The sequence below is a fragment of the Acinetobacter sp. 3657 genome (assembly GCF_031456775.1).
Classification (GTDB): Bacteria; Pseudomonadota; Gammaproteobacteria; order Pseudomonadales; family Moraxellaceae; genus Acinetobacter.
Window position 1 is genome coordinate 22,874 of the sequence record NZ_JAVDVH010000011.1, and the last position, 22,544, is coordinate 45,417.

Here is a 22,544-nt window from a genome sequence, read left to right on the forward strand (position 1 = left end):
AGCTAAGCCTGCTTTGAAGTAGGCAACACGTTTGTCCGTGGGCCTTTAATAAAGAAAATCGCATTGCCACATAGAATCAAAATCACGCCAATCACGGCATTGATATGCCATTGATAACCTTCCCATATCGTTGATATGACCATAGCTACCAAAGGAAATAGCAATGTACTATATGCCGCTTTTCCTGCTCCTATCCTTCCAACCAAATAAAAATAGGCGGTAAATCCAATCACAGAGCCAAACACTGCTAAATAGAGTAAAGCTGTGATTGCGCTCAACTGCATACTTGGGAAGAAGTTATCTTGCTTAAAGCCCGAAATCAATGCCATTAATATCGCACCATAGAGCATGCCATAAGCATTGGTGGTGAAGATATCCAAACCTTGCTTTTGATGCCGAGTACTGATCATATTCCCCAGAGAGAAACCATAAGTGCCCAACACACACAGCGCAATCCCTATCAGGGTATTACGATTTAAGTCAGCTCCGATCACATCATGCCAAAATAGAGCAATGATACCGAGTAAGCCTAACAAAGCTGCGGGATAAAAACGTGCTGAGACCTGTTGAGCGAAGAACAGTTTGGCGTTGATGACATTAAAAATCATCGCCATAGAAAATATAACAGCTTCTAAGCCACTGCTGATATATTGCACTGCATAGTAAAAACAAACGAAGTTCAAGCCAAAAACACATAAACCTTGTAATAAACAGAACAAGTGATCTGTGCGATTCAGCTTTTGCAGTTTTCTACTCACGATGACAAAAACAAATAATATCATCGCAGAAATAAAGAAACGCCAGAACACGGCGACATTAGCGGTGATACCACTTTGTTGCTGTAGACTAATCGCAATCCATGTGGTTCCCCAGATCACCACAACCGAAGCATATAACAGCGCATTCATATTTTATAAACCAAAAATCATTTACACTATTTTGCTTGGTCTGAGATCTCGATAGCTTGCATCATCTTGCGTTCACTATCACCAACTTGCGGTTTTCTATTTCTTCTCTTGCATCGATGACCATTATGTATTAAAAATCGCTACACTAGTCACATATCTAAAGCTTTGAGTAGAAGATGAAATATCAGATTCTAGATCAATTACAACAATATAAAGCGCAATTACTCGACTCGGTAGAACTGGGTTCGGGTATGCAATTGGCGATGTGGCAAAACAACCAAGATCGGGTCAACGTCTGTAGCAACCACCATACTTTAAGTATGTATATTCAAGGTGGCTATCAAAGCTATCAAAAAACAGCACAAGGTTGGCACAATGGAGGCGGGCCAGATCGTATGTGTCTCATGCCCCAAGATTTTGACTCAACATGGGATCTGCGTGATTCACTCACGTTCGTGCATCTTTATTATACTCAACAGCATTTACAACGCGTGGCTGAACAAGTCTGGGATCGTGAACCGAGTCAAATCACGCTCAACCCACAAGTGTTTGTATCCGACCCACACATCTCAATGATTTACCGACATTTTCTACTCAACGGAGCATGGGATAATCACGAAAACCATTTACAAATGAGCACCGCAACCACGCTATTACTCAACCATCTCATTAAAAATTATAGCCACACACAATGGCAAGTACCTGTGGTAAAAGGAGGTTTATCACCATATGTGCTAAGGCAACTTTTAGAATGGATCGATCAGCATTTGTATCTCAGCCTCACACTGTCTGATTTGGCGCAACAAACGCAACTCAGTGAATATCATTTTGCACATATGTTTAAACAATCCATGCAGATGCCACCGCATCAATATGTGATGCAACGTCGCCTAGAACTGGCGCATCAAGCCCTACAGACCACCCGCTTAAATCTCACCGAAATTTCTGCGCAATATGGGTTTAGTTCAAGTAGTCATTTTAGTAATCGCTTTAAGAAATATTTCGGCTACTCTCCCTCTAAAATGAGAATGAAATAAGGTCAATTTATATTGCCAATAAACGATGTTCATGATGATTGAGCCGCTTTGCGTTTCCCCATCGGGAGAACATAAGAGATTTAGCAAGAAACTGAAACTCACATCTTTCGACCTTTAGCCAAATGCGCGCTAAAACTCCCACAATGGAGACTTTTTGTCATATAATTTAGCCCGCCAGCTAATCGCCCGCTCAAGAGAAATTTGATATGACAACGATCATCAAACAAGATGACTTGATTACATCAATCAAGGATGCCTTACAGTTTATTTCTTACTATCACCCACAAGACTTCATCCAAGCGATGAGCCGTGCTTATGATCGTGAAGAAAACCAAGCTGCAAAAGATGCAATTGCCCAGATCCTCATCAACTCACGTATGTGTGCTGAAGGCCATCGACCAATCTGTCAAGATACAGGGATTGTCAATGTTTTCCTTGAAGTGGGTTTAGACGTTAAATTTGATTTAAGCATAAGCTTAGATGATGCGATCAATGAAGGTGTACGCCAAGGTTACTTAGAGAACTCAAACGTTCTCCGTGCCTCTGTTTTGGCTGATCCTGCTTTTGGTCGTAAGAATACTAAAGACAACACCCCTGCTGTGATCCACTACAAACTCGTACCGGGTAACAAAGTGGATATTACCGTTGCTGCGAAAGGTGGCGGTTCAGAAAACAAATCAAAACTTGCCATGCTCAACCCATCTGATTCCATCGTAGATTGGGTCCTTAAAACAGTCCCAACCATGGGTGCAGGCTGGTGTCCACCGGGTATGCTCGGTATCGGTATCGGTGGTACTGCTGAAAAAGCCATGATGCTTGCAAAAGAAGCGCTCATGGAAGAAATCAACATGGACGAATTACTTCGTCGTGGTCCACAAAACAAGATGGAAGAACTCCGTATAGAGATCTTCGAGAAAGTGAATGCACTTGGTATTGGTGCACAAGGTCTTGGTGGTTTGACCACAGTTCTTGATATTAAAATCAAAGACTATCCATGCCACGCTGCAGGTAAGCCAGTCGGTATGATTCCGAACTGTGCGGCAACACGTCACGCGCACTTCCAACTTGATGGTACTGGTGTTGCACACATTCAAGCACCGAAACTTGAAGACTATCCTGCTGTCACTTGGGATTCTTCAAAATCAACACGTGTAAATCTCGATACCATTACCCAAGAAGAGATGAATGCTTGGAAACCAGGCGATACTTTATTGTTAAACGGTACGATTTATACAGGTCGTGATGCTGCTCACAAGCGCATGGTTGACATGTTGAACAATGGTGAAGAACTGCCTGTTGATTTAAAAGGTAAGTTTATTTACTACGTGGGTCCAGTCGATCCAGTCGGTGATGAAGTGGTTGGCCCTGCTGGTCCAACAACCGCAACTCGTATGGACAAGTTTACTCGCCAAGTGCTAGAAGCAACGGGCTTGTTCGGTATGATCGGAAAAGCGGACCGTGGTCCTGCTGCGATTGAAGCGATCAAAGACAATCAAGCAACTTACTTGATGGCCGTTGGTGGTGCAGCGTATCTCGTATCGAAAGCGGTACGTGAAGCTGAAGTGGTTGCATTTGCTGACTTAGGTATGGAAGCGATCTATAAGTTTGTGGTTGAAGATATGCCTGTTTCTGTCGCCGTTGATGTAAATGGCACATCGATCCACGCAACTGCACCAAAAATCTGGCAAGCAAAAATTGGAAAAATCCCAGTGGTTGATGCAACAGCTTAATTGAATATTTGTCCCACAAAGGAGTATCAAGAGATGCTCCTTTGTGTACTTTAGGATAGACTAAAACAAAATAATCATCATAACGTCTAGATATGTCTAAAAAATTTATCCTTACACTCATTTTAGGTTGCTGTCTGAGTAGCCTAAATTCAGCATGGGCAAGTCCTCCTACAGCTGAGACCATTGAAAAATATTTTCAAACCATCCATCAACGTGAAATTTCACAACAACTTTATGAAATTCGCAAAGCCTATTATCAAAATCTTGCCTATAAACGTGTCTTATATCAAGTCCAAGCGCCTGACTTAGATCCACGTTTACTAACGCCTAAACAACAGCTCGTGGCTGAACAAATTGCAGCATTATATTTACAAGATAGTAATTTTCGCTCACCTGAATACATCTATCAACATGCCTTTGAAAAAGCACAACGCTATTACTCAGAAGAAAGTTTAAAACATCAAATTGAAATTTTTCAAACAGAACAAGGGCAACAATTGGTTGAAAAAAACAATCTTATGGGAACTGCACTTGCACTACACCTCCCCTATGTTTTAGAACGATATTTAGCGGAAAAGGACTTTATAATCACCTTATTTCGAGATGTTTTCCCACCAATAAATAGGGAGCAAGCACAATGAAATTTAATTTTTTGCTTATGATATGTACAGCATTTTATAGCACAGGCAGTCTTGCATTACCTGCCACCCAAGAAACGGCTCAAGCGGTATTAAAAGCGAGTTTGTTCGATCAAACCATTCAATATTATCAAAATGATAATATTGCAACACGTTATAGCCAAGCTATAGTTCAAATCATTCCTGAAGCAGATCTACGTAAAGATCGCTTACTTTATCAAAAAGATATTGCTCAGCGCTTTAAACAAGAAATGCGTAGCCAAGATTTTAGTGACTATTATCAGCGTTTTTTCACCCAATTCTATGTCAATTTTTATGAAGAAGAAGACTTGGTCGCATTATTACATTATTCTGAACATCCGCTCTATCAAGCCTATTTAAAACAGGTTTTAAACATTATAGATGAAGATCAGAAAAATGATTATAGCCCTGAACAGAGTACAAAATCTGCACAAACTGAGCAGCAGGTGCTCGAACTGCTAAAAACGTTGACTCCTAAATAAAAAAGCAGGCTAATGCCTGCTCACTATTTTACCAAGTCAAAGGATTCCACAGCTTAAATGGTTTGACCAAATGTACTTCTGATTTTGCATCATATTTTTCAGGTTTTAGCTCTTGAGGTTTAGAACGAATCTTGCCAGATTCATCCTGTGCCACAAAATTATAGCTTGATGATTTTAAGCGTGTAAATGCAATTTCTTGACGAGCGACTTTTTCAGGCGTTGGCATAAATGGACCACTCGGCTCACTTCGAGAAATCTTATTTTCTTCATCATATTTAATGAAATAAGTTTGCTCAGCATCAACACTAAAATCGATGTATTTCGGTTTTTGGAAATGTAATCCAACCAAAGGACGGCTCACGCTTAATCTGTAAGTGCCTGCGGGTAATTCTAGCCAATAATAATGATTGTGCAACAAACTTGGAATACGATGTCCATTGATAAATAAGTTTGCGGCAGCGATTTCCTGACGATTCCATCGTGTATCTGGACGATAGAGATAGACCACCGCTGCTTGTTGATTTTGTGGCTTAATCGGTGAGAAATGTTGCCCTAACTTTTGATTGACCCAACCACCTACAGTGAAGCCACCGACGTGATATTGATCAAATAAACCGGGTTCTTTTTCAGTATCAACAGGTGGTAGCGTTGCGGTCAGTGCTGTTGGATTCTGTTCAACTGCCTTATGACTTTGACAGCCAGCCAATACCCCTGCACAACATAATGACAATATTAAATAACGCATGACATCCCTCAAGGCGTTTTCTTGGATTTATTTTTAACTGCGCAACACTATGCGGTTTTTTCAATTTTTAAGATTAACACCTCAATGCCCAATTGCAAATAAAAAAAGCATGAAAAGCGAGGCCTTTCATGCTTTTTTAGATAAACGATAGATCTGTGGCGTTAAGCCGATTTAGAATCTATCACTTTTAAATCCTTCTTTTCACTGACTTCAGACTTCGTCACTTGCGGTAAACGTTCTGCTTTAAATGTCGGTTTGGCTGTACCATTAATCACAGCTTCATCAACAATCACAGTACCCACATCTGTACGACTTGGCAAATCATACATGGTTTCGAGCAGTACATTTTCTAAAATAGAACGTAGACCACGCGCGCCTGTATTACGCTCAAGTGCTTTTTTCGCCACAGCGCGTAATGCAGACTCATCAAAGACTAAGTCTACATCTTCCATCGTGAACAAATGTTGGTATTGACGTGTTAACGCATTTTTAGGTTCTGTCAGAATCTGCATAAGTGCATCCTCATCCAGTTCCTCTAAAGTTGCGATCACAGGCAAACGACCAATAAACTCAGGAATCAACCCAAACTTCACAAGGTCATTTGCTTCCACCTGACGGAATAATTCTGATACTTTCTTCCGATCATCTTTATTCTTCACATCAGCCGTGAAACCAATACCGCCCTTTTCTTGACGTTGTTGGACGATTTTTTCCAAGCCTGAAAAAGCACCGCCACAAATAAACAAAATATTGGCAGTATCAATTTGGATAAATTCTTGCTGAGGATGCTTACGACCACCTTGAGGCGGAATAGAAGCAACAGTCCCTTCAATCATTTTCAGTAATGCTTGTTGTACACCTTCACCCGATACATCACGAGTAATAGACGGATTTTCAGATTTACGCGTAATCTTATCGATTTCATCAATGTAGATAATACCTTTTTGGGCTTTCTCTACATCATAATCTGCTTTTTGCAATAACTTCTGCACAATGTTTTCTACATCTTCACCGACATAGCCAGCTTCGGTGAGTGTCGTCGCATCTGCCATAGCAAAAGGAACATCGAGTAAACGAGCAAGTGTTTGCGCAAGTAAAGTTTTACCCGAACCTGTTGGTCCGATCAGCAAAATATTACTTTTTGCAATTTCAACTTCTTGATCGGTATGACCAGACTGCCCCACTTTCAAGCGTTTATAATGGTTATACACCGCTACAGATAAGGTTTTCTTTGCAATATCTTGTCCAATAACATACTGATCTAAGGCAGCACGTATTTCATGTGGCTTAGGCAATGCTTTGCTTGCCCAATCCCCAGCTTCGACCTGTTGACTGGTTTGTACCAAGTCCAAGCAGACATCCACACACTCATTACAAATATATGCGTCCTCACCTGCAATCAGTTTCCCGACTTCAGACTGCGTTTTACCGCAAAATGAACAATGTTTTTGTCCTTGAGGATGTTCGGACATATTTACTCCAATTCTTGAATCTTTAGAAAATTACGGGCGCTTACTTAATACTTGATCAACTAAACCATATTCTTTAGCGGCATTGGCAGTCATGAAATTATCACGATCTGTATCACGCGCAACTGTTTCATAGTCTTGACCACTATGCTCGGCCATTAAACGGTTCAGGCGTTCTTTGATAAAGAGTATTTCACGTGCATGAATCTCAATATCTGACGCTTGACCACGGAAACCACCTAAAGGTTGGTGAATCATCACACGCGCATTTTCAAGACAGTAACGCTTGCCTTTGGCACCCGCATTTAACAGGAATGCACCCATCGACGCAGCTTGACCCATACAGTAAGTCACCACATCAGGTTTGATAAACTGCATGGTGTCATAAATCGCCATACCCGCAGTGACAGATCCGCCAGGTGAGTTGATATATAGATGAATATCTTTTTCAGGATTTTCAGCTTCTAAAAACAACATTTGCGCAACGATTAAGTTGGCCATGTTGTCTTCCACTTCACCCGTCAAGAAAATGACACGCTCGCGTAGGAGACGTGAAAAAATATCAAATGAGCGCTCACCACGAGATGACTGCTCGACGACTACAGGAACTAAAGCATTATCAATTGTTGGAACATACATACGTTTACTTATTCCTAAATTATTGTGACACGATCTATGCCAACAATATGAGGGATAATCGATGAAATTGCAAAAGGTTCAATCTGAAATATTCGATTATTTAGACTAAAATCTGGCAATTTTTTAACAAATTAACACTTTCATAACATAGACAAAGACAGATAAAAAAAGGCGCTTACGCGCCTTTCTTCTCAACTTTTGAAAGATTAGCCACGGCGAGCTTGTTGCTCTTTCAGTAAGTCTTCATAGCTTACAGCAACTTCATTTACTTTAGCAGCAGCTAAAATATGATCAACTACTTGGTCTTCTAAAACCACAGCTTCGATTTGAGCACGTTGCTGTTTGTCAGTTTTAAAGTATTCAATAACTTCAGTTGGATCTTCATAAGAAGAAGCCATGTCATCGATATAAGCTTCTACACGCGCTTGATCAACTTCAAGTTTCGCATCAGCCATTACTTTGCTAACCAACACACCAAGTTTAACTGATTTTTCAGCTTGTTCTTTGAACAACTCATCAGGAAGCATGCTGCTATCAAATGATTGCGCGCCTTGAGCACCAAACTGTTGCGTAAACTGTTGGATCATTTGTTGACGTTGACGGTCAATTTCTTGAGCAACCATAGAAGCTGGCACTTCGATTTCGTTTGCAGCAACAAGCGCATCAAATGCAGCTTGTTTAATTTGGTTGCGAAGACCGTTACGAACTTCACGATCCATATTCTTGCGAACATCAGCTTTTAACTTTTCTAAGCCTTCTTCTTCAGTCACACCAAAAATCTGTAAGAATTCAGCATCAATTTCAGGAAGCTTTGGTTTTTCAACTTGCTTCACTGTGATTTTGAATTGAGCAGCTTTACCAGCCAAGTTTTCAGCTTGATAATCTTCTGGGAAAGTAACATCAATCACTTTCTCTTCGCCTGCTTTCATGCCAACGATACCATCTTCGAAACCTGGGATCATACGACCTGAACCAAGTACCAGTTTAAAGTCTTCAGCCGTACCGCCTTCGAACTTCTCGCCATCAACAGTACCTTCAAAGTCGAAAGTCACTTGCATGTCTTTCTTCGCCATACCTTTGGTTACAGCCCAAGTTTGACGTTGTTTTTGCAAGTTTTCGATCATCGTATCAACGTCTTTATCGTTGATTTCAGATGATTTACGTTCAACTTCCAAGTCAGCAAAAGCTTTTACTTCTACTTCTGGATAAACTTCAACAGTTGCTTCATAAACTAAAGCATCGTCTTTGTTTTCAACTTTTTCAATGTTCGGCATACCGACAGCATTGATTTTTTCTTGTTGAATCGCTTCAAACACGGTGTCACGAATGATGTCATTCACAACTTCTTGATAAATGCCCGCACCATATTCACGGCGTACTACATTTAAAGGCACTTTACCTGGACGGAAGCCGTTGATCTTCACAGTTTTGGCAGTGCGCTGTAAGCGAGCTTCAAACTGCTCGTTAACACGGCTCGTCGGTACAGAAACATTTAAACGACGGGCAACGCCCGAAACCGCTTCAGTCGTTACTTGCATGGCTTCCTCGATATATAGTTAGTAATAACAATTTTTTAAAGTGCCACATTATATGACAACTTTTCAGATATACAAAATTAGATGATGAAAAAGTCACTTACTTTCATTTTTTTCTTTAATTAACGCCAATTTAACAGCTTTCTTAAATAAAACTTAAAACAATGTTTCTTTTTGTTGTTAATGATAAGTTTTATCATTATCATTACAGCATTTTTAATATTTATCATTCGCGTGATTTGTGTTTTTATTTAGGGATATTTCAGTTATGGCAAGTTTCAACCCTCACCCTCTCTCCGCTGCGTTACTCGCTCTTGCATCTAGCGCTACATATGCCAACAATGAACCAGCAACGCACCAGTTATCAACAATCGTGGTTTCCGCAGCAGGTTATGAGCAAGATATTAAAAATGCGCCGGCAAGTATTAGCGTAGTTACGAAAGATGATATTGAGAAGAAAAATGCCAGCAATATCGCTGAATTATTATCAGATATACCTGGTGTTGATATTCGTAATGGTGTTGGTAAAACAAGCAATCTGAATATATCAATACGTGGAATGGGTTCTAATTACACACTAATATTAATTGATGGACGTCGACAAACGACCTCCTCTGACGTAACGCCGAATGGTTTTGGTGAAACAGCAACAGGTTTCCTACCACCAATTTCCTCTATTGAACGAATTGAAGTCATCCGAGGTCCCATGGCTACTCGTTATGGTAGTGATGCTATGGGCGGAGTCATTAACATTATTACAAAAAAGGTCACTGACACGTGGGCTGGCAATGTCACTTTAAGTGGCAACCTTATGGAGCACAACAAAGAAGCTGATTCGAGCAAAGTTAACTTTGCCCTAAATGGTCCTCTTATCAATAATATTCTTGGATTACAATTACGTGGCAGTTACTTAGATAGAAAAGGTTCTGAACGTGTTGTCCCTAATGGTACTGGACGAGACCCTCGACCATATAAAGCAGACAACTTTGATGTAGGCTCAAAACTCTCATTAAATATTAATGATCAAAATTCAGTTTGGTTAGATGCATTCCACTCTAGCCAAACCTATAAAAATGATGACAATCGCTTAGGCACTTTAGATACCCCAACAAGAGCAAGTGGATATCGCCCAGAACTCGAATTCAATCGAACTCAATTCTCAGTTGGGCATGACGGAAACTATGATCTAGGGACATGGCGTAGCTATATCAGCCATAACACAACCGAAACACAAGGACGCACAATCCCGTCAGGCACTTTTCCCAACCAAGCACATTCTGGCAATGATCGAACGCTAAAGAATACAGACATTATTGCCGATACTCACTTTGTTGCTCCAATAGGAGCACATCTAGTAACGGCTGGACTTGAATACCGTGATGAAACGATTGCTGATGATATTGCGGGTATTGGAGCTGAATTTTCAGCCAAAGCATTTTCTGTTTATTTAGAAGATGCATGGACTATTACCGACAACCTTATCTTTACTTTAGGTGGTCGATATGAAGATCATGATGGTTTTGGCGGACATTTTAGCCCTCGCAGTTATTTAGTATGGAATGCTTCACCAGAACTAACATTAAAAGGTGGGATCAGCACTGGCTATAAAGCACCTTCAGCAAAAACCTTACATAACGGAATCACTAGCGTAAGTGGCCAAGGTGCCTCTTTTAGTATTGGCTCTCCAAATTTAAAGCCTGAAACAACGACGAATTATGAACTTAGCGCAAATTATGATATTGGTAATTTCGACTTAACCACAACGTTATTCTACACACAGTTCAAAGATAAATTTGCGTCTGGCCCCGCGCTAGCCAACTGTCATTATACGGATGCTAATGGAAATCAACCGAATCTCAATAAACCCAACTGTGTAAGTTACGGATCACACATCACAGGGATGCAAGAGTTCTCACAACAAATCAACACAGATGAAGCAAAGTCGCAGGGCGCTGAGGTTAGCTTAACTTACAATATCATTCCTGAATGGACATTAAAAACTGCATATACCTATATGGACTCAGAGATCACCAAAGGGACAAATAAAGGAAATCCTCTAGAGAACACACCTAAAAATGCATTTAGTGCGACATCAACATGGCATATTAATCCTCAACTAGACTTGTGGCTACAACATGAATATAAATCTAGCCGTGTTCGTAGTTCATCAACGCCAAATGCTGGCACCGATGCAGCAACAGAATATCGATTAACTGGTAACAAATTAAAAGGCTACAACTTATTTAACTTAGGTACTAGCTATCAAGTAACCAAAAATATTCGTATCAATGGTGCTATAAATAATTTACTTGATAAAGATTTTACTAGTCACCAATCGTACACGTCTATCGATGGTTCTGAAAAACAAGTCTATGACTACTTGGCATTTGGAGCAGCTATTTCAGGAACCTACATCCCGAGTAGAAATTACTGGTTATCTTTTTCGTATGATTTCTAAACTCAATAAAAAAATCAGCTCTCGCTCCTAATCTTCCCACCTGCAAATTGAATGTAAAACTCAACTTGCAGGTGGTTTTTATTGGCTAAAAGTTTCCAATCAACATAGATTTTATCACTTACACACTTATTTGAACCCCATTATAGAAATATACTACTTATTCAACCGCGTATAGACTCCACCCCTATATCATAGATATAAAATAATAATGTTAAATAAAAACAATAACCTATTTTCACCAATCATTATTATAAAAATATACAGCACAATGCATCGTTAATATCAATTTAAAAATATAAGCATAAATATCAAAACCTTAATAACACATACAGAAACGAGAACAAATAAAGACATTGATAACGATAATAATTATCATTAGACTTCGCACACATTGTTACATAGTTTAACAATTCATTCACTTTTACCGCATTATTTGTAAAAGTTTCACAAAGTTGCGAGTTCGGTCATTCACCACTTCAATTTCGGGGTTTCTCTCAATGGCAAAAATTAAAAGTCGTAAACACCTTGGTACTACACAGTTAGTTGCACTTGCTGCAAGCCTTCCTTTGACTGCACACGCAGCTACACCACAGGAAAATGTGACTAAACTTCCAACAATTGAAGTGAAAGCTGAAAACAGCTACAAAGCCGAAGCCATAAGTTCGCCAAAATACACCCAACCATTAGTTGATACGCCACAAACCATACAAGTCATCAAAAAAGAACTCTTACAAGAACAAGGTGCCTCTTCACTCATTGAAGCATTGCGTAATACCCCAGGAATCACGCTGCAAATGGGTGAAAATGGTAATACCAGCGCAGGTGACACATTCCAAATGCGTGGTTTCTCTACCCAAACTTCAACCTATGTTGATGGTGTCCGTGATCTTGGTGCGGTCAGCCGTGACGTATTTAACCTAGAACAAATCGAAGTGGTAAAAGGCCCATCAGGTGCTGAAGCGGGTCGTGGCTCTGCATCTGGTTATATCAATTTAGTCACTAAATTACCAAAAGCTGAAAATAGCAGTGAAGTTTCTGCACGTTATAACACGGCTGAAAATGCACGTTTGACTGCGGATATCAACCAAGCGATCAATGAAAGTGTAGCGATTCGCTTCAACGCTATGGGCCAAGACGGTGGCGTTGAAGGTCGTGATGTGGTTGAGAACAATGGTTGGGCTGTGGCTCCCTCTATTGTATTTGGTTTGAACACAGATACCCGTTTTTACTTATATTCACAACACATTCGTCAAAACAACATCCCTGACGGTGGTATTCCCACAATTGGAATGGATGGTTTCTATTATGGTTATTCATCTAACTATACAAATACTAAAAATAGAGCACTTGAAACTAAAATTCGCAATGATATTAACAATTCAGCAGACGCTCAAAAAATTAATAGTGCGTTACGCAAAGCGCCTGAAGTTAACCGTAGCAACTACTATGGCAACGCTAATGATTATGAAGATATTAGCTCAGACATGATATCAGCCAAAATTGAAAGTGACTTTGGTGAAAATATTAAATTTACCAACATATCTAGATTTGGTAAAACTCATATGAAACGAGCATTAACTGGAATTAATGCAATTAATGCTCCATCTGTTGATCTTACTGTAAACCCTGATAATACATATACCTATAATTTTAATTACGGTACATTTGATCTAAACAATAAAGATACTTGGACAATTGCACGTTCACATCAAGGTGTAGATCAAGAAAATAAAATCTTGGCTAATCTTTCAGTATTAAGCTTTAACTTTAAAACAGGTGCAGTCGAGCATGACCTCGTTGCGGGTTTAGAGTTTCTGCAAGAGCAGCAAATTTCTCGTACCTTAGCTACCCAAATACCAGGGCAAACGACTATAACCACGCCACCTGCAAATTTATACAATCCAAATCGTCATGATGTCATGCCAAAACTGGTTTACACAGGGGCTTATAGTGATGGCGAAACTCAAACAGCCGCTGCATATTTATTTGACACCATTAAATTATTGGATAACCGCTTACAGTTTAATGGTGGAGTTCGTGTAGATTACTATCATACAACTTATGATGCGCTCTCTATAGCGTCAACAGGCGTAGAAACACCAACTGATTTAAAAGCACATGACACATTAGTCAGTTGGAAACTGGGTAGCTTATTCAAGCCAACAGAAAATAGCAGTGTTTATGCATCTTATGCCAAATCACTCACGCCACCAGGAAGCGCAAACTTCAACCTATCTGATGCAACATCAGGAACTCAAGCCGCAAACAATCCTCGTGGTAAACCTCAAGAAACACATCACTACGAAATCGGTAGTAAATGGGATGTGTTGAAAAACACATTGGCGTTAACTGCAGCGGTATATCGCACTGAAAATGAAAATCAGTTTACGCAAGACCCGATTACGCTTGAGTCGCTGCAAGAAGGAAAAACCAAAGTTGAAGGTGTAGAACTGGGTGTCGTTGGTCAAATTACCGATGCGTGGAACATTTCTGCGGGCGTTGCTCACATGAAAACCAAGCAGAAAGATCAGCAAAGCGTAAGTACCAATACAACAACTGGCGTAACAACAGTTACAACCACTGATTCTGTACGTTGGTCTCCTGACTGGACCGCTTCTTTATGGACGACTTATGACATTGCAGGCTTTAAAGTTGGTCTAGGTGCACGTTATGTCGATGAGCAAAAGCGTGTGATTACAGACAATCCAGCCCCAGCAAACATGCCAAAAGTCCCATCTTATGTGGTATTCGATGCAATGGCAGGTTATAGCATTAACAAAAATGCCTCTGTAAACCTCAATGTTTATAACCTTGCTGACAAAGAATATATCAGTGCATTAAACAATGGTGGTAGCCGTTTTGCTTTAGGTCAACCTCGTTCAGCGGCATTAACCTTTAACTATAAGTTCTAAATGATTGAGTTGAATCTTCACATTGAATAGATGCTATCAGCCTGCCAGAAAAGGTATAATTTTTGGCAGGCTGTTTCGTATCGAAAGGTTTAAAAAATGATGTTGCATATCCCTGAATTATTAAACAAGCAACAAGTCACTGAACTTCGTCAGCAGATGAAACAGCCAGAGCTTTGGGTCAACGGTTCTCAAAGTGCAGGCGTACAAGCTCAACAGACCAAAAACAACTTACAAGTCGACATTCAAAGTGATTTATACCCATCGATTAGTCAGTATGTATTAACGGCATTACAACAAAATCTATTGCTTCGCTCTGCTGCGCTTCCTCAGCATATTTTAGTTCCCATGTTTAATTGCTATCAGCATCAAGGTAATTATGGCAATCATGTCGACAGCGCCATCCAATATTCATCTCAGACAGGCACTGCCATTCGTACCGATGTCTCGATTACCGTTTTTCTATCCGAACCTGATGAATATGAGGGTGGTGAGCTGATTGTAGAGGACACTTATGGCAGCCATGAAGTCAAACTGGATGCAGGTGATGCCATTTTATATCCGTCGACCAGCCTACACCGCGTTGAGCCAGTGACTCAGGGTAGTCGCATTGCCGCATTTACATGGATTCAAAGCATGGTCAGAGATGATTGGCAACGCAGCATGTTATTCAACTTGGATATGACCATCCTAAAACTCAGACAACAGCTCGGGGATGCTGAAGAGGTTGTGGCTTTAACCCATCATTATCATAATTTATTGAGACAATGGGGAACATTATAATGTCTCAAACACCACTTGCGCCTTTGACACAGATTCCGCCACAGCTCCAAACTATTGCAGATTACCAATTGCAGGCACAAAAGCATGTAGCAGAGTCCACTTGGCACTATTTACAAGGTGGGGCCATGCACGAACTGAGCGTGCAGCAAAATCAATGTCAATTCCAAGATATCCAACTGATCCCTCGTCATTTAAATGACTTCACACACGGTCACACCCAACTCAATCTATTCGGTATCAATTATCCACATCCGATTTTTTTAGCACCGATTGGACATCAAGCGCTGTTTTATCCTCAAGCAGAGCAAGCCACGGCACTTGCAGCCGAAGTGATGCAAAGCAATTTTGTACTCAGCACCTTAACCAACACTCACATGCAGGAACTTAACAAAGAGAATCCGTATAAATGGTTTCAATTGTATTGGCAAGGTGATCGAGAACACGCTTTAAACTTGATTGAAATGGCTAAGGTAAACAACTTTAAAGCCATTGTGATCACCATCGATGCGCCACATACCGGAATTCGAGATCGGGAACGTAAAATTGATTTTCAACTTCCAATAGACTTGCCCCACCCTCATCATCAAGCCCCACAACTGATTCAAACTTTAGCTGATCATCAGCATCCAATTTTTCAGGGACTGATGAAATACGCACCAACATGGGATGATATCGCATGGTTGGTCAAGCAGACTGATTTACCTGTGATACTGAAAGGCATCCTCCACCCTGCCGATGCGCAAAAAGCATTAGAGTATGGCGTCTCAGGGCTGATTGTGTCTAATCATGGTGGACGCGTATTAGATACCACCATCCCACCCTTGATTGCGCTTGAAAAGATTCGAGCTGTCGTGCCAACAGACTATCCAGTGTTATTGGATGGTGGGATTCGTCGAGGTTCGGATGTGTTTAAAGCGATTGCTTTAGGTGCATCTGCGGTTTTGATTGGTCGTCCTTATATCTATGGTTTAGCAACCGCGGGGGCTTTGGGCGTTGCGCATGTGATCAGGATTTTAAAAGAAGAATTCGAAATTAGCATGGCATTGATGGGAACAGCCACCATAAAAGACATTAACCAAGATTTTATTTATCGGAAATAGTAAAAATATCGGAAATTATTTTCATTATTCTGCTATTCAGTGCAAAAATAGGAAATTATTTTTGATTCATTCCAATTAAAATGCTTATACACCTTTGCAGTCGCTTGTATTTTCACCTAGACTGATTTTGATTAGATGATTAATATAGCTGCAAAACCAAATAACTGATTTGAATGGTAGATAATGAAAACAAATCACGGCGTTACCGATCCGTCATATACAAAACATCTCGCTGCTCTCCTGATGCTGCGCCTCGCGCGCGTATAAATTTTCTGCCTAGTCTTTTAGGCAATCGAAACATAAATCCTCTTTAAATTGATTCTGATAGACACCATATATATTTATAGTCGGTTGTATTTACGCTGAACATGCAACCTCGGCTATAACAAGGAGTTACCTAATGATGTTGGCTGACCCAAGCAAAAAATACCGCCGTATGTACCAACGAGTGGATTTACCAGATCGTCAATGGCCGAATAATGAAATCAACCAAGCACCGATTTGGATGAGTACCGACCTTCGTGACGGTAACCAAGCGATTTTTGAACCGATGAACATGGAACAAAAATTCAAAATGTTCAATATGTTGGTCAAAATTGGTTTCAAACATATTGAAATTGGTTTTCCATCTGCATCTCAAATTGACTTCGACTTTGCTCGTAAATTAATTGAAGAAAATTTGATTCCAGACGATGTCTATATCGAAGTTTTGGTTCAAGCACGTGATCATTTGATTGAACGTACCTTTGAAGCATTGGTCGGTGCAGAACGTGCGATTGTGCATATTTATAATTCAAACTCACCGACCTTCCGTCAAAAAGTATTGAATGTTGACGCAAACGGTGCAAAACAGCTTGCGATGAATGCGGCGAATAAAGTCAAAGAATATGCTGCACAATACCCTGCGACTGAATGGGTTTTCCAATACAGTCCAGAATGTTTCTCTGCAACTGAATTAGAAGTCGCGAAAGACGTCTGTGATGCAGTGACTGAAATCTGGGAAGCATCACCTAGCAACAAAGTGATTTTGAACTTACCAGCAACGGTTGAAGTTTCAACGCCAAATGTCTATGCCGATCAAATCGAATGGATGCATCGCAACTTGGCTCGTCGTGATGGCGTGATTATCTCAGTTCACTGTCACAATGACCGTGGTTGTGGTATTGCTGCGTCAGAATTAGCAATTATGGCAGGTGCTGACCGAGTCGAAGGCTGTGTCTTTGGCAACGGTGAACGTACAGGAAATGTTGACGTTGCAGCGATGGCATTGAATATGTATAGCCAAGGTGTTGCGCCAAACTTAGATTTTTCGAATATCAATGAAATCATTGCCACTGTTGAAGAATGTACTGGTTTACCTGTGCATCCACGCCATCCATATGCGGGTGATTTGGTCTTCACAGCTTTCTCTGGTTCACACCAAGATGCCATCAAAAAAGGCTTCGAATTCCAAAAAGACCAAGAAATGTGGGATATGCCTTACTTACCAATTGATCCGAAAGATTTAGGCCGTGACTACGATGCAGTGATTCGTGTCAACAGCCAATCAGGTAAAGGCGGTATTGCATACTTGTTAGAATCGAATTACAACGTGGCTTTACCGCGACGCGTACAAATCGAATTTAGCCAGATCGTGCAGCAATACACCGACGAAAATGAGACTGAAATCAGTGCACATCAGATTTGGCAATTATTCCAAGACACGTATGTGGATGTGAAAAACAGTCATTATCAAACTAAACATTATCAATTGTCTGATATCAATGGCAAACAAATCATTGAATTAGATATTGAAATCGAAGGCGAAGTTCAACGTCTCCGTGGTGAAGGTAATGGTCCAATCTCTGCCATGCTAGATGCCTTGCAATTACCAATCGATGTGGTGAACTACGAAGAACGTAGTATCAGTTCTGGTGCAAATGCGAAAGCACTTGCGTTGATCGAAATCCAAGTCAAAGGTACAGGCAAGAGTGCATTTGGTGCAGGCGTACACGACAATATTGTCACCGCATCTATCGAAGCCATTATTGCATGTACCAACCGTTTGATTGAGCAAGGTGTATTAACCACCGAACAAGTGGTTGCCGCTGCCATCTAAGGTGTTGATGATTCAACCTATTTAAATATCGAAAAAATGACTTTTGAAAGGGTACCTGAATTGGTATCCTTTTATTATTGATTAAGAAACTTTATACAAGGCGAATCATTCTCGTGTCTTTTCCATCGGATTCAGTGGGTTTAGTCACACCACAAAAAATTTCATTTGAAGCTCCATTAGAGCTTGAGTGCGGACGGATTTTGCCTCGTTTCGACCTGATGGTTGAAACCTATGGAACCCTCAACGCAGATCACTCCAATGCCATCTTAATCTGCCATGCATTGTCAGGACATCATCATGCTGCTGGATTTCATCATGAAAATGATAAAAAAGCGGGCTGGTGGGATGAATGTATTGGTCCTGGGAAAGCAATTGATACCAATCACTTCTTTGTGGTGTCTTTGAATAATATCGGTGGATGTAGTGGCTCAACAGGTCCCACCTCACCCAATCCTGAAAATGAAAACCGTCCCTATGGTCCAGACTTCCCGTTGGTGACGGTTCGTGACTGGGTCAAAACCCAAGCCATGTTGTCTGATCGTTTAGGCATTGAGGTTTGGTACGCCATTATTGGCGGTTCTCTCGGTGGCATGCAGGCCTTACAATGGTCACTGGATTATCCTGATCGCCTAAAAAAATGTGCGATCATCGCCAGTGCACCAAAGCTTTCTGCACAAAACATTGCCTTCAATGAGGTTGCACGCCAGTCTATTCTTTCCGATCCAGATTTCCATCATGGACGTTATTTGGAAAATGATAGTTATCCAAAACGCGGTTTGATTTTGGCGCGGATGGTCGGTCATATCACCTATCTATCTGAAGAAGCCATGAAACAAAAATTTGGTCGTGATCTAAAATCGGGCAAGTTTATGTACGGTTTTGACGTTGAGTTCCAAGTCGAAAGTTATTTGCGCTATCAAGGCGAACAATTCAGTCGCAATTTTGATGCAAATACTTACTTGATTATGACCAAGGCATTAGATTATTTTGATCCCTCTCGTGAATATGAGCATTCATTGACGAAAGCGATGCGTAAACCGAAATGCAAATTCTTGGTGATTTCATTTACCACGGATTGGCGTTTTAGTCCAAGCCGATCACAGGAAATCGTGGATGCCCTGATTGATAATCATCAACCTGTCAGTTATTTAGAGATAGATGCTGAACAAGGTCATGATTCCTTCTTGTTCCCGATTCCGCTGTATGTGAAAACATTACGCGCATTTTTAGGTGGAGAACAGCAGTTGCAATCGACCCATTTGGAGGCAAGCTAATGCGTATAGACCAACAACTTGCTGAAAAATGGATTACCCCGAATACTAGCGTGCTCGATTTGGGCTGTGGGGATGGTGAATTATTGGCTCATATGAGCAAACAACACAATATTCGCGCTTATGGCTTAGAAATTGATCAAGAAAAGATTGCAATTGCCATCAGTCGGGGGTTAAATATTATTCAACAGGACTTAAATTTAGGTTTAAGCCGTTTTGCTGACCAGTCTTTTGACTCTGTGGTCATGGCACAAGCTTTGCAAGCTGTAGATGCACCTGATGTATTACTTCGTGATATGGTGCGTGTCGGCAAACAGGCAATTATTACTTTTCCGAACTTTGCGTATTGGAAGACTCGTTCTTTTCTTGCGCTGAAAGGAAAAATGCCTGTTTCGGAAGCGTTGCCTTATATGTGGTATAACACCCCGAATATTCATTTATGTACTTTCCGAGACTTTGAAGCCTTATGTGCTGAGAATCGGATTAAAATTATTAATCGACTTGCCGTTAATGGTGACCAACAAGGTAGTGTGCTCAGCAAGCATATGCCGAACCTATTTGGTGAAGTCGCAATTTATCGAGTGAGCGCACTATGAAAAAGACATTTATCAGCACCTTTTTGTTTGGTCTGATCAGTATACAAGCGCACGCTGACTATGTTGCTCAACCACAATCGGTTGCAACACAAGCAGCGCGATACTCAGTCATGAGTATTGGTGAATTACAAAGCGCGGCGAAAGCTGGTCAGGCAGGAGCACAATTTTATCTCGCAACACGTTACCAATATGGTAAAGATGTTGCAAAAGATGAGAAACAAGCATTTGCTCTGTTTAAAGCAGCAGCCGATAAAGGCATCTCTGCAGCACAACTCAATGTAGGTCGTATGTACGCCGATGGCATGGGTACGAAGAAAGATGAAGTTTTAGCGCGTAAGTATTTTGAAAAAGCGGCAAGCAACGGGGATAACCGTGCTAGCTTTAATCTTGCCATGATGGAAGAACAAAAGAAAAACTATATGGGGGCTTATCAATGGTATGAGCTTTCAACGCGTGATGGCATGCTTGATACTAAAGTAATTAGCCTTTCTGAAGGTAAAAAAACAGCCTTGGCTGCAAACTTGACTCAAGAACAGATTCGCACTGCGCGTGATCGTGCTGATCGATGGATTCAAGCACAGTAATTATAATATTTTGCTGTACTAAAACCGACTGAATTATGAGGTCGGTTTTTTAATGCACCCAAAATTGTTCAAGATCACTTCAGTTTTCCCTTGATCATAACCGTACAATAAAAGTGAGCTAGGATAATGATTTTAGATCACTTCTCTAAACAGCAAACGTAAAAAAAGCACTATAAAGTGCTTTTTTTGAATGCTGGGTTACTTATTAAAGAGCAACGATATTCACAGCATTTGGGCCTTTTTGACCTTGAGCGATACTGAATGAAACTTGTTGGCCTTCAAACAAAGTTTTGAAACCTGAGTTTGCGATTTCGCTGAAATGAGCGAAAACATCTGGACCTGATTCTTGTTGAATAAAACCAAAACCTTTAGTTTCGTTAAACCACTTCACTGTACCAGTAACTGTTGTAGTAGACATAATATATCCTATTGAATTTTAACATTTTAGCCATGTTATTACGGCTAATGATAACTTTGAAAAATAATGAAGAATTGAGCTTGATATCTGTAAAAAACGAAGGATTATGACTAAAACTGCGATACTTAGAGAAGATTAACCAAAACAATAATTTTTCTAGTTAATTGAATGATACCTGAAAAAAATAAATATTCAAGTTTTTTTATATCTTATATGATCTAATTAAATAAAAGATAAAAAATAAAATAAATTACTCGTTTGTTTTCAATACACTTAGAGAATTTCGATTAAAAAACATTTTATTCGCGATATTATCAAAATCGTGTAAAACAAGATAATTTAACTACTCTCATGCTTCAAAAGTCACTAAAATCTTAGATATTCAATCCAGATACCTCAAAACCATCATGTCTAATCCCCATTGGCTACAACACGGCAGTCTCGTCCTTGCAAGCAACAACAAAGGCAAAGTTGCCGAATTTGAACATCTGTTTCAACAACTTAATTTACCGATCGAGATTATTCCTCAAGGCAAACTTGATATTGAAGATGCCATCGAAGATGGTTTGAGCTTCGTTGAAAATGCCATTATCAAAGCACGTCATGCAGCAAAAATTTCTGGCAAACCAGCTATCGCAGATGATTCAGGTCTATGTGTACCGATTTTAGGCGGCGCACCTGGGATTTATTCTGCGCGTTATGCAGGTGAACATGGCAACGATGCTGCCAACAATCAAAAACTGTTGGCTGATCTTAAACCTCTCCGCAACAATGACGAGACCATTGAAGCGATGTTTGTCTGCGTCTTGGCTTTAGTTACGCATGCCGAAGATCCGCTGCCGCAAATTTTTCAAGGGATTTGGAAGGGTGAGATTTTAGAAGCCACGCGTGGTGAAAATGGTTTTGGATATGATCCTTTATTCTGGTTAGCAGAACTTAATCTTTCCAGCGCAGAACTCAGCAAAACAGAGAAAAATAAAATCAGCCATCGTGGTCAGGCGATGCAACTTTTTAAAGCGAGCTTAAGCTAATATTGACCGAAGCCCAAAACATTTATTCGGGCTTCTTTCTTTTTTATATAAAAATCATTCCTCTGTTTACTGTCTTAAAATTGCAATATTAG

Annotated in this window: 19 protein-coding genes; 13 read left to right on the forward strand and 6 right to left on the reverse strand. The window is 40.3% G+C overall.

Annotation, left to right across the window (positions count from 1 at the left end):
* Window positions 1-2 precede the first annotated feature (2 nt).
* Window positions 3-908, reverse strand: coding sequence for a DMT family transporter (locus J2Y37_RS12115; protein WP_349032984.1), 906 nt, complete (start codon window positions 906-908; stop codon window positions 3-5).
* A gap of 176 nt (window positions 909-1,084) precedes the next feature.
* On the opposite strand from J2Y37_RS12115, the gene J2Y37_RS12120 reads away from it, so the two are divergent.
* The 4 genes from J2Y37_RS12120 (at window position 1,085) to J2Y37_RS12135 (ending at window position 4,816) form a co-directional block, all read left to right on the forward strand.
* Window positions 1,085-1,945 carry an AraC family transcriptional regulator gene (locus J2Y37_RS12120; protein ID WP_349032985.1) on the forward strand — a complete coding sequence of 287 codons (861 nt, stop codon included), beginning with the start codon at window positions 1,085-1,087 and terminating at the stop codon, window positions 1,943-1,945.
* Window positions 1,946-2,151: 206 nt separating this feature from the next.
* Window positions 2,152-3,675, forward strand: coding sequence for a fumarate hydratase (locus J2Y37_RS12125; protein WP_349032986.1), 1,524 nt, complete (start codon window positions 2,152-2,154; stop codon window positions 3,673-3,675).
* 92 nt (window positions 3,676-3,767) lie between these two features.
* On the forward strand, window positions 3,768-4,316 hold the full coding sequence (locus J2Y37_RS12130) for a hypothetical protein (RefSeq protein WP_349032987.1): 549 nt from the start codon (window positions 3,768-3,770) through the stop codon (window positions 4,314-4,316).
* Window positions 4,313-4,816, forward strand: a complete 504-nt coding sequence (locus tag J2Y37_RS12135; RefSeq protein ID WP_349032988.1) for a hypothetical protein — start codon at window positions 4,313-4,315, stop codon at window positions 4,814-4,816. The genes J2Y37_RS12130 and J2Y37_RS12135 overlap by 4 nt, the downstream gene beginning before the upstream one ends.
* A gap of 28 nt (window positions 4,817-4,844) precedes the next feature.
* On the opposite strand, the gene J2Y37_RS12140 is transcribed toward J2Y37_RS12135, so the two are convergent.
* From J2Y37_RS12140 to tig, 4 genes are all read right to left on the reverse strand, one after another.
* Entirely contained in the window at window positions 4,845-5,561 is a 717-nt protein-coding gene (locus tag J2Y37_RS12140; protein ID WP_004672892.1) for a DUF2846 domain-containing protein, read from the reverse strand.
* A gap of 161 nt (window positions 5,562-5,722) precedes the next feature.
* Window positions 5,723-7,033 (reverse strand): ATP-dependent protease ATP-binding subunit ClpX, encoded by a 1,311-nt coding sequence (clpX, locus tag J2Y37_RS12145; protein WP_004672894.1) that lies wholly within the window; start codon window positions 7,031-7,033, stop codon window positions 5,723-5,725.
* Between the two features lie 30 nt (window positions 7,034-7,063).
* Window positions 7,064-7,669 (reverse strand): ATP-dependent Clp endopeptidase proteolytic subunit ClpP, encoded by a 606-nt coding sequence (clpP, locus tag J2Y37_RS12150; protein WP_004672895.1) that lies wholly within the window; start codon window positions 7,667-7,669, stop codon window positions 7,064-7,066.
* 206 nt (window positions 7,670-7,875) lie between these two features.
* Complete coding sequence (gene tig, locus J2Y37_RS12155; RefSeq protein ID WP_004672898.1) at window positions 7,876-9,207, reverse strand: trigger factor; 1,332 nt, start codon at window positions 9,205-9,207, stop codon at window positions 7,876-7,878.
* A 265-nt stretch (window positions 9,208-9,472) separates the two neighbouring features.
* Here tig and J2Y37_RS12160 point away from each other — a divergent pair, with 265 nt between their 5' ends.
* The 8 genes from J2Y37_RS12160 (at window position 9,473) to J2Y37_RS12195 (ending at window position 21,003) form a co-directional block, all read left to right on the forward strand.
* The gene (locus J2Y37_RS12160; protein WP_349032989.1) at window positions 9,473-11,662 is read left to right on the forward strand and encodes a TonB-dependent receptor; all 2,190 of its coding nucleotides are present in this window, start codon (window positions 9,473-9,475) and stop codon (window positions 11,660-11,662) included.
* Between the two features lie 497 nt (window positions 11,663-12,159).
* Window positions 12,160-14,574 carry a catecholate siderophore receptor Fiu gene (locus J2Y37_RS12165; protein ID WP_349032990.1) on the forward strand — a complete coding sequence of 805 codons (2,415 nt, stop codon included), beginning with the start codon at window positions 12,160-12,162 and terminating at the stop codon, window positions 14,572-14,574.
* Between the two features lie 96 nt (window positions 14,575-14,670).
* Window positions 14,671-15,354: a Fe2+-dependent dioxygenase gene (locus tag J2Y37_RS12170; protein WP_349032991.1), complete on the forward strand. Its 684-nt coding sequence runs from the start codon at window positions 14,671-14,673 to the stop codon at window positions 15,352-15,354.
* Window positions 15,354-16,454 carry an alpha-hydroxy acid oxidase gene (locus tag J2Y37_RS12175; RefSeq protein WP_349032992.1) on the forward strand — a complete coding sequence of 367 codons (1,101 nt, stop codon included), beginning with the start codon at window positions 15,354-15,356 and terminating at the stop codon, window positions 16,452-16,454. Before J2Y37_RS12170 ends, J2Y37_RS12175 begins: the two co-directional genes overlap by 1 nt.
* A gap of 400 nt (window positions 16,455-16,854) precedes the next feature.
* Window positions 16,855-18,552: a 2-isopropylmalate synthase gene (leuA, locus tag J2Y37_RS12180; RefSeq protein WP_004672908.1), complete on the forward strand. Its 1,698-nt coding sequence runs from the start codon at window positions 16,855-16,857 to the stop codon at window positions 18,550-18,552.
* Between the two features lie 113 nt (window positions 18,553-18,665).
* A complete protein-coding gene (locus J2Y37_RS12185) occupies window positions 18,666-19,826 on the forward strand; it encodes a homoserine O-acetyltransferase (RefSeq protein WP_349032993.1) in 1,161 nt (386 codons plus the stop codon).
* Entirely contained in the window at window positions 19,826-20,419 is a 594-nt protein-coding gene (metW, locus tag J2Y37_RS12190) for a methionine biosynthesis protein MetW (RefSeq protein WP_004672910.1), read from the forward strand. The genes J2Y37_RS12185 and metW overlap by 1 nt, the downstream gene beginning before the upstream one ends.
* The gene (locus tag J2Y37_RS12195; RefSeq protein WP_004672912.1) at window positions 20,416-21,003 is read left to right on the forward strand and encodes a tetratricopeptide repeat protein; all 588 of its coding nucleotides are present in this window, start codon (window positions 20,416-20,418) and stop codon (window positions 21,001-21,003) included. Before metW ends, J2Y37_RS12195 begins: the two co-directional genes overlap by 4 nt.
* 205 nt (window positions 21,004-21,208) lie before the next feature.
* Here J2Y37_RS12195 and J2Y37_RS12200 read toward each other — a convergent pair whose 3' ends face one another.
* Window positions 21,209-21,421, reverse strand: coding sequence for a cold-shock protein (locus J2Y37_RS12200; RefSeq protein WP_004672913.1), 213 nt, complete (start codon window positions 21,419-21,421; stop codon window positions 21,209-21,211).
* Between the two features lie 407 nt (window positions 21,422-21,828).
* On the opposite strand from J2Y37_RS12200, the gene rdgB reads away from it, so the two are divergent.
* A complete protein-coding gene (rdgB, locus tag J2Y37_RS12205; RefSeq protein ID WP_241323818.1) occupies window positions 21,829-22,452 on the forward strand; it encodes an RdgB/HAM1 family non-canonical purine NTP pyrophosphatase in 624 nt (207 codons plus the stop codon).
* Window positions 22,453-22,544: the final 92 nt, after the last annotated feature.